This is a genomic window from Bradyrhizobium sp. CIAT3101 (assembly GCF_029714945.1).
Taxonomy (GTDB): Bacteria; Pseudomonadota; Alphaproteobacteria; order Rhizobiales; family Xanthobacteraceae; genus Bradyrhizobium.
Genome location: NZ_CP121634.1, coordinates 1,406,131 through 1,421,259, shown reverse-complemented (window position 1 = coordinate 1,421,259; position 15,129 = coordinate 1,406,131). Strand labels below are relative to the sequence as shown.

Below are 15,129 nucleotides of genomic sequence, written 5' to 3'. Positions count from 1 at the left end.
TCTCCCATGGGGAGAGGTCGAATTGCGTAGCAATTCGGGTGAGGGGATCAAGTCCACGAGCAAGCGAAACCCCTCACCCGGCGCTGCGCGCCGACCTCTCCCTATGGGAGAGGTGTGGCACCATCAGCGCCGCAACGGAATCACCCAACCAAATCCGGATTGATCAGCCGCTCGAACGAGAACATCTCGTCCCATTTTTCCTGCGTCAGCAGCTTGCGTTCGGTCACCACGATCTGGTGCAGCGACTTGCCGCTCTTGTAGCCCTCGCGCGCGATCTCGGCGCATTGCTTGTAGCCGAGCAGCGGCTTCAGCACGGTGACGATGCCGAGCGAGTTCAGCACCATGTTGCGGGTGTGCTCCTCGTTGGCGGTGATGCCGACGACGCAATTCTCGCGCAGGCTGTTGACCGCGCGCTCCATGGTGCGGATCGAGAAGAACAGCGCAAACGAGATCACCGGCTCCATCACGTTGAGCTGGAGCTGACCGGCACTCGCAGCAAGCGTCACGGTGGTGTCGAGCCCGATGACGAGGAAGCTGGTCTGGTTGACGACCTCGGGGATCACGGGGTTGACCTTGCCCGGCATGATCGAGGAGCCCGGCTGCAATTGCGGCAGGTTGATCTCGTTGAAGCCGGCGCGCGGGCCCGAGGCGAGCAGGCGGATGTCGTTGCAGATTTTCGTCAGCTTGCTCGCGGTGCGCTTCAGCACGCCGGAGAGCTGAACATAGGCGCCGGTGTCCGAGGTCGCCTCGACGAGATCGCCGGCGAGAATGAAGTCGACGCCGGTCAGCGCACTCAGATGCCGGACCGCGAGCTTGGGATAACCAATCGCCGCGGTGACGGAGGTACCGATCGCGGTGGCGCCGAGATTGATCTCGCGCAGCAGCGCGCGCGCCTCCGAGATGCGGTCGACCTCTTCGCCGATCGTGGTGCCCCATCCCCGGAATTCGGCGCCAAGCGACATCGGCACGGCATCCTGAAGATGGGTGCGGCCCATCTTCAGCACGCGTTCGAACTCGCGGCCCTTGGCGAAGAAGGCCTCCTGGAGCTGGCGCAGCGCCGTCATGTAGCTCTCGAGCCGCAGGATCAGCGCGAGCCGGAACGCGGTCGGATAGGTGTCGTTGGTGGACTGGCCGTAATTGACGTGGTCGTTCGGACTGACGTGCTGGTATTCGCCCTTGTGGAAGCCGAGCGATTCCAGCGCGAGGTTGGCGATCACCTCGTTGGCGTTCATGTTGGTCGAGGTGCCGGCGCCGCCCTGGATGAAGTCGGTGACGAACTGGTCCATCATGTCGCCGGCGATGACACGGTCGCAGCCGAGGATGATCGCATCCGCGACCTTCGTGTCGATCGCGCCGAGATCGCGGTTGGCCATCGCTGCGGCTTTCTTCACGTAACCCAGCGCCTTCACGAAGTAAGGCTCCTGGTTCATGGGAATGCCGGTGATGTGGAAGTTCTCCTTACCCCGGATGGTCTGGACACCGTAGTAGATGTCGTCGGCGATCTCACGCTGTCCGAGGAAGTCCTGCTCCGTGCGGCTCATGGGCACTCCTTGCTGCTCGCGCGCGGCGTCAGTTCTGGCATAGCGCGCTGGTGACGACGGTATCGGTGCGGCAATCATCCGGTTTGCGTTGCCTGCCCGGAATGAGAACCTTGGCCGAGCACTTCTCGGCTGAATCGGTGTTGAGGCTCTTGCCTTCCTGGTAGCCCTTGCTCTGGCAGAGCTGGTTGGCTGCGAGCTTGCAGTCGGCCCCGCCGTTCGACGAGACCGGACAGGCCACGCGCCCCGACACCATGGTGGACGGCCGCGCCAGGCGCGACAGATCGTTCATGGTCTCGCTCGGGCTTTTGATCGGTGGCAGGATCGAGGGCAGCTTGTCGAACAGCTTGCCCATTTCATTGATCAGCCCGGGGTTTTCAGAAGGCGCGGGCGTCGACGGCGGCGGCGCAGCCTGCGGCCCCTGCTCCTGCAACCCGAGCGACGGCGGCGCCGATTGCGCCCACCCGATCCCGCCGGCACCGGGCAGGAGCAGCAGCACCGCTGAGATCAGCGTCCCGAGCCGCACTGCCGGGTTTCCGGATCGAACCATCATAGGGACAACCGTAACCGAAGCCGGCGCGGCGTGAAAGCGTTGCGGATCTCAGTCCTAGATCAGCTTGCCTAGATCAGCTTGATCGCCACCACGAAGCCGAGCACCAGCACCGCGGCGCCGAGCGCCACCCACAATCCGAGATGCTCCTCGAGCTTGTGCCGGATCCAGTCGCCGTAGCGGTTGAGCAGGATCGCCACGATGAAGAAGCGGCCGCCGCGCGCGACGATCGAGCACAGGACGAAAAGGACGAGATTGTAGCCGGCAAAGCCCGAGGTGATGGTGACGAGCTTGTAGGGGATCGGCGTCAGGCCCTTGAGCAGGATGATCACCGCGCCCCACTCCGCGTAGGAGGCGCGGAAGGCATCGACCTTGTCGCCGAGACCGTAGACCTGGATCAGCCAGTGACCGACCGAGTCGAACAGCAGCGCGCCGATGGCGTAGCCGAGCAGGCCGCCGATCACCGAGGTGGCCGTGCAGATCGCGGCATAGAGCCAGGCGCGCTGTGGGCGCGCCAGCGACATCGGGATCAGCATCACGTCCGGGGGAACGGGAAAGAAGGAGCTTTCGGCAAAAGCCACGGCCCCCATGATCCAGAGCGCGTAAGGCTTGTGGGCGGCGTCGATGCACCAGTCGTAGATACGTTTCAGCATGGCGCCGCGATGAAGCACCATGGGACGGATTTGTCCATCGCCAGTTTTGTGACGATTTAGTGCCGCTTGCGCGCCGCGCGGCCTTCGAGGGCGACAATTGGCCGCCGGGCCGAGATACCCGCTGACGCGACTTTGGGCAGCTTCGCCGGCGACTTCGGCAGCTTTTCGGCAATGCCCAACATGTCCTCACGCCGCGACATTTCACGCCAGACGTCTTCGGGGCGCACGCCGGCGGAAGCCCAGAGCACGGTGAGATTGTAGAGCAGATCGGCACTTTCCCGGACCACGGCCTCGGTGTCGCCGTTGACCGCATCGATCACGACCTCGATCGCCTCTTCGGCCAGTTTCTTCGCCATTTTGGAGGGCCCACGCTGAAACAGCCGGGCAGTGCGCGATGTTGCCGGATCAAGGTCCCTGGCCGCGAGCACAGCCAGATATAGCCGCTCAAGCGAATCACTCATGTACGCAAAACTACTCTAAACAAACGGTCGACGCGTTAACGGTTGACAATAAAGGACAAAAAAGGCCGGCGCGGCAAGCGCGCCGGCCTTTCGTGGTCAATGACTTACCAACAACCGGCGCCGCTTCGGCTGCAGCTGGCGAAGGGGTCGCGGCCGACGCTGCCATTGCCCGGGTATTCGCGGCTGCCCGGGCCGGTGTACGGGCCATGGTAGTAGACGGGGCCCTCATCGTAATAGACCGGACCGGGACCGTAATAAGCGGGAGCGTCGTAGGCGTAGGCGTCACGGGTCGCGGCGATCGCAAGCCCGGTGCCGATGGCGCCGGCAATGGCCGCGCCGGCGAAGGCCGCACCGCCACCACCATGCCAGTGGCGACCGCCTGCGAACGATGCGGTGGGGGCGACGGTGGTCAGCGCCAGCACCGCGGCGGTGGCGAGAACGGCCTTGCGGCCGGCAAGTTTCGAAAATCGGTCAAACATCGCTGGGACCCTCCTTGGGACCGTCATTGGTGCCTCGAGACAGGCTCATGTCTTCCAAACACCCGCAGCCCATGTTGGGTTCCCAAACCCGAACGGGAGATGAATGGGGCTGCGTGATCATGACGCAACCACCGCTCATCTACCGTTCAGGTTGAGGCGATCAGAGTTGTCCGCGGCCGGCGCTGCGAGCGTCACGAAACCACAACAATGCGGAACCGGCGCGACCGATGGTTGGAATCAAGACGATCGTCTCTCACGTCCTGTTGGTCCTCTCGCTCGTGCTTGCCGCACGCGACGTCCATGCGACCGAGAGCGCCGCGCCGTCTGTGGCAATCCACCTCACCTTCGACCGACCGGTCGATGCGAGCATGGCGCCGTTCTTCATGGCCGCGAAGGACGGCCAGTTCGGCGCCGAGCACCTCAACGTCTCCTTCAACAGCGCGGCCGGCTCGCCGGAGGCACTTGCGCGCGTTGCGAAAGGCGATAGCGAGCTCGCGCTCGTCGACATCAACGAGCTCATTCGCTTTCGCGACAAGGCCGACGTGCCGACGGTCAAGGCGGTGTTCGTGCTGTTCAACCGCGCGCCTTACGCGATCGTCGCCCGCAAGAGCCGCGGCATCCATCTGCTCTCCGATCTCGACGGCAAGACCATCGGCGTCGCCGACAGCGATCTTTCGATCCGGCTGTGGCCGGCGCTGGCCCGGCAGAACGGCATCGACGTCTCGCGCGTGAAATTCTTCAAGATGAGCGCGGCGGTGCGCGAGCCGGTGCTCTCGGCGGGACAGGTCGACGCCGTCGCCGGCTTCTCCTATCTCTCGGCGGTGAATTTGCGCGACCGCGGCGTGCCGGCCGACGACCTCGCCGTGCTGCGCTATGCCGACTATGGCTGCGAGGCCTACGGTTTTGCGGTCGTCGCCAATCCCGCCTTCGCTGCGGCGAAGCCGGATGCGGTGAAAGGTTTTGTCCGCGCGCTGATTGCGGGCATCAACGCCACTGCGAAGGAGCCGGCGCGCGCGGCGGACGAGGCCGCCGGCCGCATCGACGACGGCGACCGCGACCTCGAGCTCGCGCGCCTACGCACGGTGCTCGCCGACAACATCCTGACCGACGAGGTCCGGCGTAACGGCCTCGGCGGCGTCGACCCGGCACGCCTGGAGCGCGCGATCGACCAGATCGCGGAAGATTTCAGATTCCGCAAGCGTCCGGCGGCGGGCGACATCTTCGACGACCGGTTCCTGCCGCCGGTCGAAAGCCGGCTCATCAATTGAGCAAAACCGGCAGCTTCTGCTGTATCTCGCGGGCAATCCCTGCTTAGAATATCGGATCCCTGACCCGCCCGAGTTCTTCGCCCGCATGCCCATCCTCCGACTCTACACCCGCGTTCTCGAGCTGCTCGGCAAGGAGGCGCGCCTTGGCTGGCTGCTGGCGTTCGCCAACCTCCTGCTGGCGGGTTCACAATTCGCCGAGCCGGTGCTGTTCGGCCGGATCGTCGATGTGCTCTCCGGCAAGACGGTCGCGGGCTCGAACTCGGCCTGGCCGTTCCTGATGGCATGGGTCGCGTTCGGATTGTTCACCATCGCCTGCAGCGCGCTGGTGGCCTTGCAGGCCGACCGTCTCTCCCACCGCCAGCGCCAGGCGGTGCTGACCAGCTATTTCGAGCACATCCTGCAGCTGCCGCTGACGTTCCATTCCGGCACGCATTCGGGCCGGCTGATGAAGGTGATGCTCAACGGCACGGACGCGCTGTGGCGGCTCTGGCTCGGCTTCTTCCGCGAGCACTTTGCCGCCATCCTGTCGGTGGTGGTGCTGCTGCCGCTGTCGCTGTACCTGAACTGGCGGCTGGCGATCCTGCTGTTCGTGCTCTGCGTCGTCTTCACCGCGCTGACCACCTTCGTGGTGCGCAAGACCTTCGGCATGCAGATGGCGGTCGAGGAGCAGTATAGCGAGCTGTCCGCGCGCGCCTCCGACGCGCTCGGCAACGTCGCGCTGGTGCAGAGCTTTGTGCGCGTCGAGTCCGAGGTGCAGGGGTTGCGCTCGGTCGCCGACCAGCTGCTCGCGGCGCAAATGCCGGTGCTGTCATGGTGGGCGCTCGTCACTGTGATCACGCGCGCCTCCACCACCATCACCGTGCTCGCGATCTTCACGCTCGGCATCGCCCTGCACGACCAGGGCCTCACCTCGGTCGGCGAGATCGTGATGTTCGTGAGCTTCGCGACGCTGCTGATCCAGAAGCTCGAGCAGGTCGTGAGCTTCATCAACAACGTGTTCATGGAAGCGCCGCGCCTGCGCGAGTTCTTCAACGTGCTCGATGCCGTGCCTGCGGTGCACGACCGGCCCGACGCGATCGATGCGGGGCGCCTCTCCGGCCTCGTCGAGTTCAACGACGTCACCTTCTCCTATGACGGCAAGCGGCCGGCGATCGAGGATCTCTCCTTCACCGCGCTGCCCGGCCAGACCATCGCGCTGGTCGGCCCGACCGGCGCCGGCAAATCGACCGCGATTGCGCTCTTGCATCGCGCCTTCGATCCGCAATCCGGAATCATCAGGATCGACGGCATGGACGTGCGCGGCGTCACGCTGACATCGCTGCGGCGAAATATCGGAGTCGTGTTCCAGGAAGCGCTGCTGTTCAACCGCTCGATCGCCGAGAATCTGCGCGTCGGCAAGCCTGACGCGACCGAGGCCGAGATGCGCAAGGCCGCCGAGCGTGCGCAGGCGATCGAATTCATCGAACGCAGCGGCGGCTTCGAGACCAACGCCGGCGAGCGTGGCCGCATGCTGTCCGGCGGCGAGCGGCAACGGCTGTCGATCGCCCGGGCGCTGCTGAAGGACCCGCCGATCCTGATCCTGGACGAGGCGACCAGCGCGCTCGATGCGGTCACCGAGGCCAAGGTGAACGCTGCTCTCGATGAAGTGATGAAGGGCCGCACCACCTTCGTGATCGCCCACCGTCTCTCCACCATCCGCAATGCCACGCGGATCCTGGTGTTCCAGAACGGCCGGGTGATCGAAAGCGGAACTTTCGATGAACTCGTGGCCAAAGGCGGCCATTTTGCCGAGCTCGCCAAGGCCCAGTTCATGGTGCAGGAACATGCGAAGGCTGGCGTTGCCGCCGAGGCCGCGGCCTCTGCCGCCAAATCCCCTTAGCAAGTCCCCGCAGCACCGTCGAAATTCGGCCTATTTCGTTGCGGAATACCCGGCCGAAGCCCCTATTCTCGACGCAAGAGCCGGTATAGGTTTGCGCTGCCGCGAGCGGCGGCGCTGGATTTCAGAACCGAACAGAGATCACGAGATCCCGACCGGAACCGGCGGATCTCCAAGGACCGGAATCGGATAGTGCACGCCTTTCGCCCGCTGCTTCGCAAGCCCCTGTTCAACCTGTTGGCCGCGGCTCTCGCAGTCGGCGCGCTGCTCGCACCGCGCATCGCAAACGCAGAGGCGCTGCTTCTGATCGAAGCCGACAGCGGCAAGGTGCTGCAGGCGGACAACGCAACGATCCCCTGGTATCCGGCCTCCGTCACCAAGATCATGACCGCCTATGTGACGTTGAAGGCGGTGAAGGACGGCAAGATCACGCTCGACACGCTGCTGACGGTGTCGCCGACGGCCGCCTCGCAGTCGCCCTCGAAGATGGGCCTCCGTCCGGGAACACAGCTCACCGTCGACAACGCGCTGAAGATGATGATGGTCAAGTCGGCGAACGACATGGCCGTGGTGCTCGCCGAAGGCCTCGGCGGCTCGATCGACGGCTTCTCCGTGATGATGAACGACACCGCGAAGAAGCTCGGCATGACGCAGACGAACTACGTCAATCCGAACGGCCTGCCTGCGGACGGACACGTCACCTCGGCCCGCGACCTCGGCATTCTCGCCCGCTCGTTCCTGCGCGACCTGCCGGAATACGAGTACTTCGTGCACATTCCGGCGATCCGCTTCGGCAAGCGCGTCACCGGTAATTTCAACAAGCTGATCGGCCGCTATCCCGGTGCCGACGGTTTCAAGACCGGCTTCATCTGCGCTTCCGGCTACAACCTGGTGGCCTCCGCGACGCGCAACGGCCGCCGCCTGATCGCGGTGGTGCTTGGCGCCAATTCCGGCACCGCGCGCGCGGTGAAGGCGGCGCAGCTGCTGGAGCGCGGCTTCAGCCAGGACAATCTGTCGTGGCTGCGGCCCTCGCTCGGCACCGTCGAGAACCTCGTGCCTGTCGACGCCTCGCCGCCGAACCTGCGCGAGGAGATGTGCGGCGGTCACCGCAAGCGGCCGGCCAGTGACGACGACGATGCGCTGATCGCGACCAACGGCACCGGCAGCGGCTCCTTAACCGGCGGCGCCGCCCCGGTGACGTTCTTCACCGCCGGCCTCCAGCCGCCGCTGATGAAGGCGTCCGAGCTGATGGCCTCGGCCCCGGAAGCTGCAGAGCCCGTGGTGGTCTACACCGGCCCAACCCGCACCGGCGCGGCCCTGGTCGCGGCGGTCGCGGCCGACAGCGATCAGCAGACCCCGCCGAAGGCGCGTGGCAAGAAGTCGCGTACCGCCAAGAAGCCCGACGCCGGCAGCGATGCCAAAACGGCCGCGGCGAAACCGGCGGCCGCCAAGCCTGACGCGGCTGCCAAGACAGATGCCAAGACCGCGGCAAAGCCGACGGCAAGCAAGCACGCGGCGGCCAAGCCTGCGGATAAGCCGGCGGCGAGCGGCGATCAGGCCGCAAAGCCCGCCAAGCCCAAGGCGGCCACCAAGCCGAAGCCTGCGCCCAACAACAGCTAGGTTAACACTGCAGTCCCGTTGACGCGCGAGCCGCACTTCGCACATGCGGCAGCGACTTGCGACGATTCCAGTAGCCACTCTCCGGCCTTTGCCCTAAGCCTCGACCGCTTGCCAGCCGTTCCGGCAGGCTCGATACTGCCGGCAATGAGGCAAGCCCGAGACACAACGGGCTCTGGTATAAGAGAGGGGAGTTTCCATGGAGCGCATCTGGCTCAAGCAATATCCGCCCGGCGTGCCCGCTGATATCGAGCCGACGCAATACGCATCGCTGGTCGACCTCTTGGAGGAGAGCTTCACCAAGTTCGCCGACCGCAAGGCGTTCATCTGCATGGACAAGGCGATCAGCTATCGCGACCTCGACCAGATGTCGCTGGCGCTCGCCGCTTACCTGCAGGGTCGCGGTCTGCAGCGCGGCGCGCGCGTCGCGATCATGATGCCGAACGTGCTGCAATATCCGGTCGCCACCGCCGCGGTGCTGCGCGCCGGTTTTGCCGTCGTCAACGTCAATCCGCTCTACACCCCGCGCGAGCTCGAGCATCAGCTCAAGGATTCCGGCGCCGAAGCCATCATCGTGCTGGAGAACTTTGCGCACACCGTCGAGCAGGTGGTCGCGAAGACGCCGGTCAAGCATGTCATCGTCGCCAGCATGGGCGATCTGCTCGGCTTCAAGGGCGTGATCGTCAATGTCGTCGTCCGCCGCGTCAAGAAGATGGTGCCGGCCTGGTCGCTGCCGGGCGCGGTCTCGTTCAACGACGCGCTGTCGGCCGGACGTGGCCAGACCTTCAACAAGCCGAAGCTGTCGCCCGGCGACGTCGCCTTCCTGCAATATACCGGCGGCACCACCGGCGTTTCCAAGGGCGCCACGCTGCTTCACCGCAACATCGTCGCCAACGTGCTGCAGAACGACGCCTGGCTGCAGCCGGCACTCAATGCGCCGCCGCATGTCGAGCAGCTGATGATCGTCTGCGCGCTGCCGCTCTATCACATCTTCGCGCTGACGGCCTGCTACCTGCTCGCGGTGCGCGCCGGCGGCTGCAATCTCCTGATCCCCAACCCGCGCGACATCGCGGGCTTCGTCAAGGAGCTCGCAAAATACCAGGTCAACAGCTTCCCGGCCGTCAACACGCTCTACAACGGCCTCATGCATCATCCTGATTTCAAGAAGCTCGACTTCTCCAAGCTGAAGATATCGAACGGCGGCGGCATGGCGGTGCAGCGCCCGGTGGCCGAGCAGTGGAAAAACGTGACCGGCTGCTTCATCGCCGAGGGCTACGGCCTGTCCGAGACCTCGCCGACGCTGACGTGCAATCCCGCGACCACGACCGAATTCTCCGGATCGATCGGCATTCCCGTGCCCTCGACCTGGATCTCGATCCGCGACGACGACGGCAACGAAGTCCCGCTCGGCCAGCCCGGCGAGATCTGCGCCAAGGGCCCGCAGGTGATGTCGGGCTACTGGAACAGGCCGGAGGAGACCGCGAAGGTCATGACTGCGGACGGCTATTTCCGCACCGGCGACATCGGCGTGATGGACGAGAAGGGCTTTACCAAGATCGTCGACCGCAAGAAGGACATGATCCTGGTCTCCGGCTTCAACGTCTATCCGAACGAGATCGAGGAAGTGATCGCGAGCCATCCGGGCGTGCTGGAATGCGCCGTGATCGGCGTTCCCGACAGCGGGTCCGGCGAAGCGGTGAAGGCCTTCGTGGTGAAGAAGGATCCGAACCTCACGGCCGAGGACGTCATCAAGTTCTGCCGCGAGCAGCTCACCGGCTACAAGGTGCCGAAGCAGATCGAATTCCGTGCCGACCTGCCCAAGACCAATGTCGGCAAGATCCTGCGCCGCGAGCTGCGCGACGAGAAGAAGGCCCAGGCGGCGTAAGCCGTCTTTTGCTGATGTCAGAGATCTCTCACGTGGCGCCAGCCGGCATTCTCGCCTTCTGGCGCGAGGCCGGTCGCGACGCCTGGTACAAGCGCAACGACGCTTTCGACGCCGAGGTCAGGCGTCGCTATCTCAATGTGTGGGAACAGGCCGCTGCCGGCCGGCTGGCGTCCTGGGAGGCCAGCGATGAGGGCACGCTGGCGCTCCTCATCGTGCTCGACCAGTTTCCCCGCAATATGTTTCGCGGTACGCAAGCGGCCTTTTCCAGCGACGCGCTGGCGCTCGACATTGCCCGGCGCGCCATCGAAAGGGGCGCCGGAGGCAGGGTCGATCCTGCCCTGCTCGAATTCCTCTATATGCCGCTGATGCATTCCGAGCATCTCGGCGACCAGGAGCATTGCGTCTCGCTGTTTCGCGGGACCGGCAACAAAGAGAGCCAGAAATCGGCCGCAGAGCACACCGAGATCATCCGCCGGTTCGGTCGCTTCCCTCACCGCAACAATGTCCTCGGCCGCGAAACCACGGCTGACGAACAGGCTTTCCTCGACGGCGGCGGTTTTGCCGGCTGATGACATAACGGTGAAGGGCTGAGGCCCTTACTGCTTCCCGCGCTGGCAATATTGTGCCTCCCGGCCGCACGGTCTACAAAGCGGGACCGATTTTCAGGGAGACTGACGATGGCGATCCAGACTGGCGACAAGCTGCCCGAGGCGAAATTCCGCGTGATGACGGCGGAAGGCCCGCAGGTGAAGACCACCGACGATATCTTCAAGGGCAAGAAGGTGGCGCTGTTCGCGGTGCCCGGCGCCTACACCGGCACCTGCCACAAGATGCATCTGCCGAGCATCTTCCTCAACGCCTATGCCATGAAGGACAAGGGCGTCGACACCATCGCGATCGTCTCCGTCAACGACGCCTTCGTCATGAACGCCTGGAAGCGCGACACCGACCAGCGCGACGAGGCGATCTTCCTCGCCGACGGCAATGCCGACTTCGCCAAGGCGATCGGCATGGAGCTCGATGCCTCCGGCAACGGCCTCGGCATCCGCTCCAAGCGCTACTCGATGCTGGTCGAGGACGGCGTGGTCAAGAAGCTGAACCTCGAAGCCATGCCCGGCAAGGTCGAGGTCTCCGGCGGCGATACGCTGCTGGGGCAGCTCTGAGCATCTCTTAGCGGCAAGAGACACTGTCATGCCCCGCGAAGGCGGGGCATCCAGTACGCCGAGGCGTCTCGGCTCAATCACAATTGTCTCTGGAATACTGGATCGCCCGCCTTCGCGGGCGATGACAGTTGGGCCACCGCGCCAACAGCGCGCCCTACTCCGTCACCCGCGCTTGTGTCCTCGCCTTCACGATCCCGTCGCGCGCGAGCTGGTCCGCCCGCTCGTTCTCCGGATGCCCGGCGTGGCCCTTGACCCAGTGCCAGCGCACCTCATGCGCCTTCAGCGCGGCATCGAGGCGCTGCCATAGCTCGACGTTCTTGACCGGCTTCTTGTCGGCGGTGCGCCAGCCGTTGCGCTTCCAGCCATGGATCCAGCCGGTGATGCCTTGCCGGACATATTGGCTGTCGGTGTAGAGATCGACGCTGCACGGCTTCTTCAGCGCCTCGAGCGCGGAGATCGCCGCCATCAATTCCATCTGGTTGTTGGTGGTGTGGCGCTCGCCGCCGTTCAGCTCTTTTTCCTTGTCGCCGAACTTCAGGATCGCGCCCCAGCCGCCGGGCCCGGGATTTCCCGAGCAGGCGCCGTCGGTATAGATCGTGACAACGGGACGCTCGCTCACGCGACCAATCCTGACGGCATCAGCCCATAGTCGCGCGCGCTGGAGACGCTCTGGTGGAAGCGCAGCTTGCGAAAATACTCCAGCGGATCCTTCGGCTTCACCAGCGCGCCCGGCGGCACGTTGAGCCAGTCGACCAGCCGCGTCAGCAGGAAGCGGATCGCAGCGCCACGCGCCAGCAGCGGCAGCGCAGCCTCTTCCGCCTCGGACAGCTTTCGCACACGGCCATAGGCGTTGAGAAAGGCGCGCGCCTTGGTGACGTTGAAGGAATGATCCGGCTCGAAACACCAGGCGTTCAGGCAGATCGCGACGTCATAGGCCAGCATGTCGTTGCAGGCGAAGGTGAAGTCGATGATGCCCGAGAGCTTGTCGCCGAGGAAGAAGACGTTGTCGTTGAAGAGGTCGGCGTGGATCACGCCCTCGGGCAGACTGGTCGGCCAGACGCCACCCGAGAGATAATCGAGCTCGGTCGCGAGGAACGCATGCAGGCCCGGCTGCACCTCGTCGGCGCGGTGCGCGGCGGCATCGAACAGCGGCCGCCAGCCCGCGACGGACAACGCGTTGGCACGCTTGATCGCAAAATTGGCGCCGGCCAGGTGCATCTTCGCCAGCCCCTCTCCGACACCGGCGCAATGGGTCGCGTTCGGCTTGCGCGGCCAGATGCCTTCGAGAAAGGTGATGATCGCAGCCGGCCGTCCCTGCAGCTCGTGCAGCGCCTCGCCGTCTCTCGCCTTCACCGGCAGCGGGCAGCTGACGCCGTGCTCGGCGAGATGCGTCATCAGTGCGAGGAAGAACGGCAGGTCGTTCTTCGCCACGCGCTTCTCATAGAGCGTGAGGATGAACGAGCCCTTGCTGGTGTGCAGCAGGAAGTTGGTGTTCTCGACGCCCTCGGCGATGCCCTTGTAGGAGAGCAACTCGCCGAGATCGTATTGCCTCAGGAAATCCGCAAGCTCGTCGGCGGCAACGTCGGTGTAGACCGCCATAAAGGTCTACTCGGCGGCGGCTTCGGGGCGCACCTGGCGCGGCAGCGGGAAGAACTCGTTCTCTTCCGCGGCCGAGACCGTCTCCACATGCAGCGTGTAGCGCTCGGCGAACGCGTCCATGATCTCCTCGACGATCACTTCCGGCGCCGACGCACCCGCGGTGATACCGAGGCTCGCGATGTTGCCGAACTTGTCCCAGTCGATGTCGGCGGCGCGCTGCGCCAGCACCGCGATCCTGCAGCCTTCGCGTTCGGCGACCTCACGCAGGCGCTGCGAGTTCGACGAATTGGGGGCGCCGACCACGATGAGCGCGTCGACCACCGGCGCCACCTTCTTCACCGCGAGCTGGCGGTTGGTGGTGGCGTAGCAAATGTCTTCCTTGTGCGGCCCGTTGATGTTCGGGAAGCGCTCCTTGAGCAGCGCCACGATCTCCGCGGTGTCGTCGATCGACAGCGTGGTCTGGGTCACGAAGGCGAGGTTGTTCGGATCCTTCGGCGAGATGGTCTTGGCGTCCTCGGCGGTCTCGATCAGGGTGACGGCGCCGACCGGCAACTGGCCGAGCGTGCCGACCACTTCGGGATGATGCGAATGGCCGATCAGGAAGATCTCGCGGCCGCGCTTGAAGTGGATCGCGGCCTCGCGGTGCACCTTGGTCACCAGCGGACAGGTCGCGTCGAGCGAAAACAGATTGCGGGACGTGGCATCGGCCGGAACCGACTTCGGCACGCCATGGGCCGAGAACACCACCGGCGCGGTGGTATTTTCCGGGATCTCCGCCAGCTCCTCGACGAAGATGGCGCCCTTCTTTTTCAACCCGTCGACGACGTATTTGTTGTGCACAATCTCATGGCGAACATAGACGGGGGCGCCGTATTTATCGAGCGCCCGTTCCACGGTGTCGATCGCCCGGACCACCCCGGCGCAGAAGCCGCGGGGAGAACAAAGCACGATCTTGAGGTCTGGTTTGGCTGACATTGAGCGATCTCGGGACCGAATCACCCATTCGCCTTCTGGCGGGGGACGGTCGATGGATGGAAAAGGGCCTAAAACGGTCGGCTTGGACGTTATAGCGACTTGAGAGGGAATTGGGCCCCCTTTCGGGCGCTGTCAAGGCACTATCTATAGCAGAACCATTGCGTGGCTACCCCCTCCGGGCTTATATAGCGCGAATTCCCTGTCATCGCTGATGACCACCGGTTTCGCCTCCAGAGGGGTGGGCGAAGCACAAAGGAGATTTGCCATGAGCAACGCACCTCTGATGCCCAAGGCGACCGCCGTCTGGCTGCTCGACAACACCGCGCTGACCTTCGACCAGGTCGCCGATTTCACCAAGATGCACCCCCTCGAGGTACGCGCGATCGCCGACGGTGACGCCGCGCAGGGCATCAAGGGCATGGACCCGATTTCGAACGGCCAGCTGACCCGCGAGGAGATCGAGAAGGGCGAGAGGAACCAAGACTACCGGCTCCGCCTCCAGGAGAGCAAGGTCGTGCTGCCGCCCCAGCCCAAGCGCAAGGGCCCGCGCTACACCCCGGTGTCGCGCCGCCACGAGCGCCCCAGCGCCATCCTCTGGCTGCTGCGCAGCCATCCGGAGCTCAAGGACGCCCAGGTCATGCGCCTGGTCGGCACCACCAAGAGCACGATCGCCAGCGTCCGCGACCGCACCCACTGGAACACCTCGCAGCTGACCCCGATCGACCCGGTCACCCTCGGCCTCTGCTCGCAGATCGAGCTCGATTTCGAAGTGGCGCGCGCGGCGAAGGAGAAGCCGATCGACGCAGCCTATGGCGGCGCCACCCTGCTGCCGGCATCCGAGACCACCAAGAAGGACGAGTACGAGCCGTCCGAGAAGTCGAGCGACGACCTCAACGTCGACGCCGTGTTCGCCAAGCTCAAGACCCTCGGCGGCAAGAAGCACGAGGAAGAGGAGGAGTAGTCCTCGCTCTTTCTTTCGTTGTCAGATGCAAACGCGGTGGGGAAACCTGCCGCGTTTTTGTTTGTGCCGCGACCACACTCTCCGCTGTCGTCCCGGCCTAGCGC

Annotated in this window: 15 protein-coding genes; 7 read left to right on the top strand and 8 right to left on the bottom strand. The window is 64.8% G+C overall.

What is annotated here, in order from left to right; all coding sequences use genetic code 11:
- Positions 1 to 140: 140 nt before the first annotated feature.
- The 5 genes from QA645_RS06510 to QA645_RS06490 all read right to left on the bottom strand — a co-directional run bounded on the left by QA645_RS06510 (position 141) and on the right by QA645_RS06490 (position 3,681).
- A complete protein-coding gene (locus QA645_RS06510) occupies positions 141 to 1,541 on the bottom strand; it encodes an aspartate ammonia-lyase (RefSeq protein WP_254128191.1) in 1,401 nt (466 codons plus the stop codon).
- Positions 1,542 to 1,569: 28 nt separating this feature from the next.
- A complete protein-coding gene (locus QA645_RS06505; RefSeq protein ID WP_254128190.1) occupies positions 1,570 to 2,091 on the bottom strand; it encodes a hypothetical protein in 522 nt (173 codons plus the stop codon).
- Between the two features lie 68 nt (positions 2,092 to 2,159).
- Positions 2,160 to 2,762, bottom strand: coding sequence for a YqaA family protein (locus tag QA645_RS06500; RefSeq protein ID WP_254128189.1), 603 nt, complete (start codon positions 2,760 to 2,762; stop codon positions 2,160 to 2,162).
- A gap of 35 nt (positions 2,763 to 2,797) precedes the next feature.
- Positions 2,798 to 3,202, bottom strand: coding sequence for a phosphoribosyl-ATP diphosphatase (gene hisE / locus QA645_RS06495; RefSeq protein WP_254128188.1), 405 nt, complete (start codon positions 3,200 to 3,202; stop codon positions 2,798 to 2,800).
- A gap of 104 nt (positions 3,203 to 3,306) precedes the next feature.
- The gene (locus QA645_RS06490; protein WP_254128187.1) at positions 3,307 to 3,681 is read right to left on the bottom strand and encodes a hypothetical protein; all 375 of its coding nucleotides are present in this window, start codon (positions 3,679 to 3,681) and stop codon (positions 3,307 to 3,309) included.
- A 227-nt stretch (positions 3,682 to 3,908) separates the two neighbouring features.
- Between QA645_RS06490 and QA645_RS06485 the strand changes: the two genes are divergently transcribed.
- The 6 genes from QA645_RS06485 (at position 3,909) to QA645_RS06460 (ending at position 11,490) form a co-directional block, all read left to right on the top strand.
- Complete coding sequence (locus QA645_RS06485) at positions 3,909 to 4,949, top strand: ABC transporter substrate-binding protein (RefSeq protein ID WP_283049003.1); 1,041 nt, start codon at positions 3,909 to 3,911, stop codon at positions 4,947 to 4,949.
- A gap of 85 nt (positions 4,950 to 5,034) precedes the next feature.
- Complete coding sequence (locus QA645_RS06480; protein ID WP_254191646.1) at positions 5,035 to 6,828, top strand: glucan ABC transporter ATP-binding protein/ permease; 1,794 nt, start codon at positions 5,035 to 5,037, stop codon at positions 6,826 to 6,828.
- Between the two features lie 189 nt (positions 6,829 to 7,017).
- Entirely contained in the window at positions 7,018 to 8,445 is a 1,428-nt protein-coding gene (locus QA645_RS06475; protein ID WP_283049002.1) for a D-alanyl-D-alanine carboxypeptidase family protein, read from the top strand.
- Positions 8,446 to 8,641: 196 nt separating this feature from the next.
- On the top strand, positions 8,642 to 10,327 hold the full coding sequence (locus QA645_RS06470; RefSeq protein ID WP_254128183.1) for a long-chain fatty acid--CoA ligase: 1,686 nt from the start codon (positions 8,642 to 8,644) through the stop codon (positions 10,325 to 10,327).
- A gap of 14 nt (positions 10,328 to 10,341) precedes the next feature.
- Complete coding sequence (locus tag QA645_RS06465) at positions 10,342 to 10,896, top strand: DUF924 family protein (protein WP_254128182.1); 555 nt, start codon at positions 10,342 to 10,344, stop codon at positions 10,894 to 10,896.
- A 108-nt stretch (positions 10,897 to 11,004) separates the two neighbouring features.
- Positions 11,005 to 11,490, top strand: coding sequence for a peroxiredoxin (locus tag QA645_RS06460; RefSeq protein WP_007597501.1), 486 nt, complete (start codon positions 11,005 to 11,007; stop codon positions 11,488 to 11,490).
- A 154-nt stretch (positions 11,491 to 11,644) separates the two neighbouring features.
- On the opposite strand, the gene rnhA is transcribed toward QA645_RS06460, so the two are convergent.
- Genes rnhA through ispH form a run of 3 tightly spaced genes read right to left on the bottom strand, consistent with a single transcriptional unit; the run spans position 11,645 to position 14,064 of the window.
- On the bottom strand, positions 11,645 to 12,109 hold the full coding sequence (rnhA, locus tag QA645_RS06455) for a ribonuclease HI (RefSeq protein ID WP_283048998.1): 465 nt from the start codon (positions 12,107 to 12,109) through the stop codon (positions 11,645 to 11,647).
- Positions 12,106 to 13,089, bottom strand: coding sequence for a homoserine kinase (locus QA645_RS06450; protein WP_283048996.1), 984 nt, complete (start codon positions 13,087 to 13,089; stop codon positions 12,106 to 12,108). The genes rnhA and QA645_RS06450 overlap by 4 nt, the downstream gene beginning before the upstream one ends.
- Before the next feature lie 6 nt (positions 13,090 to 13,095).
- The gene (ispH, locus tag QA645_RS06445; protein WP_254128179.1) at positions 13,096 to 14,064 is read right to left on the bottom strand and encodes a 4-hydroxy-3-methylbut-2-enyl diphosphate reductase; all 969 of its coding nucleotides are present in this window, start codon (positions 14,062 to 14,064) and stop codon (positions 13,096 to 13,098) included.
- Between the two features lie 265 nt (positions 14,065 to 14,329).
- On the opposite strand from ispH, the gene QA645_RS06440 reads away from it, so the two are divergent.
- The gene (locus QA645_RS06440; RefSeq protein ID WP_254128178.1) at positions 14,330 to 15,025 is read left to right on the top strand and encodes a cell cycle transcriptional regulator TrcR; all 696 of its coding nucleotides are present in this window, start codon (positions 14,330 to 14,332) and stop codon (positions 15,023 to 15,025) included.
- Positions 15,026 to 15,129: the final 104 nt, after the last annotated feature.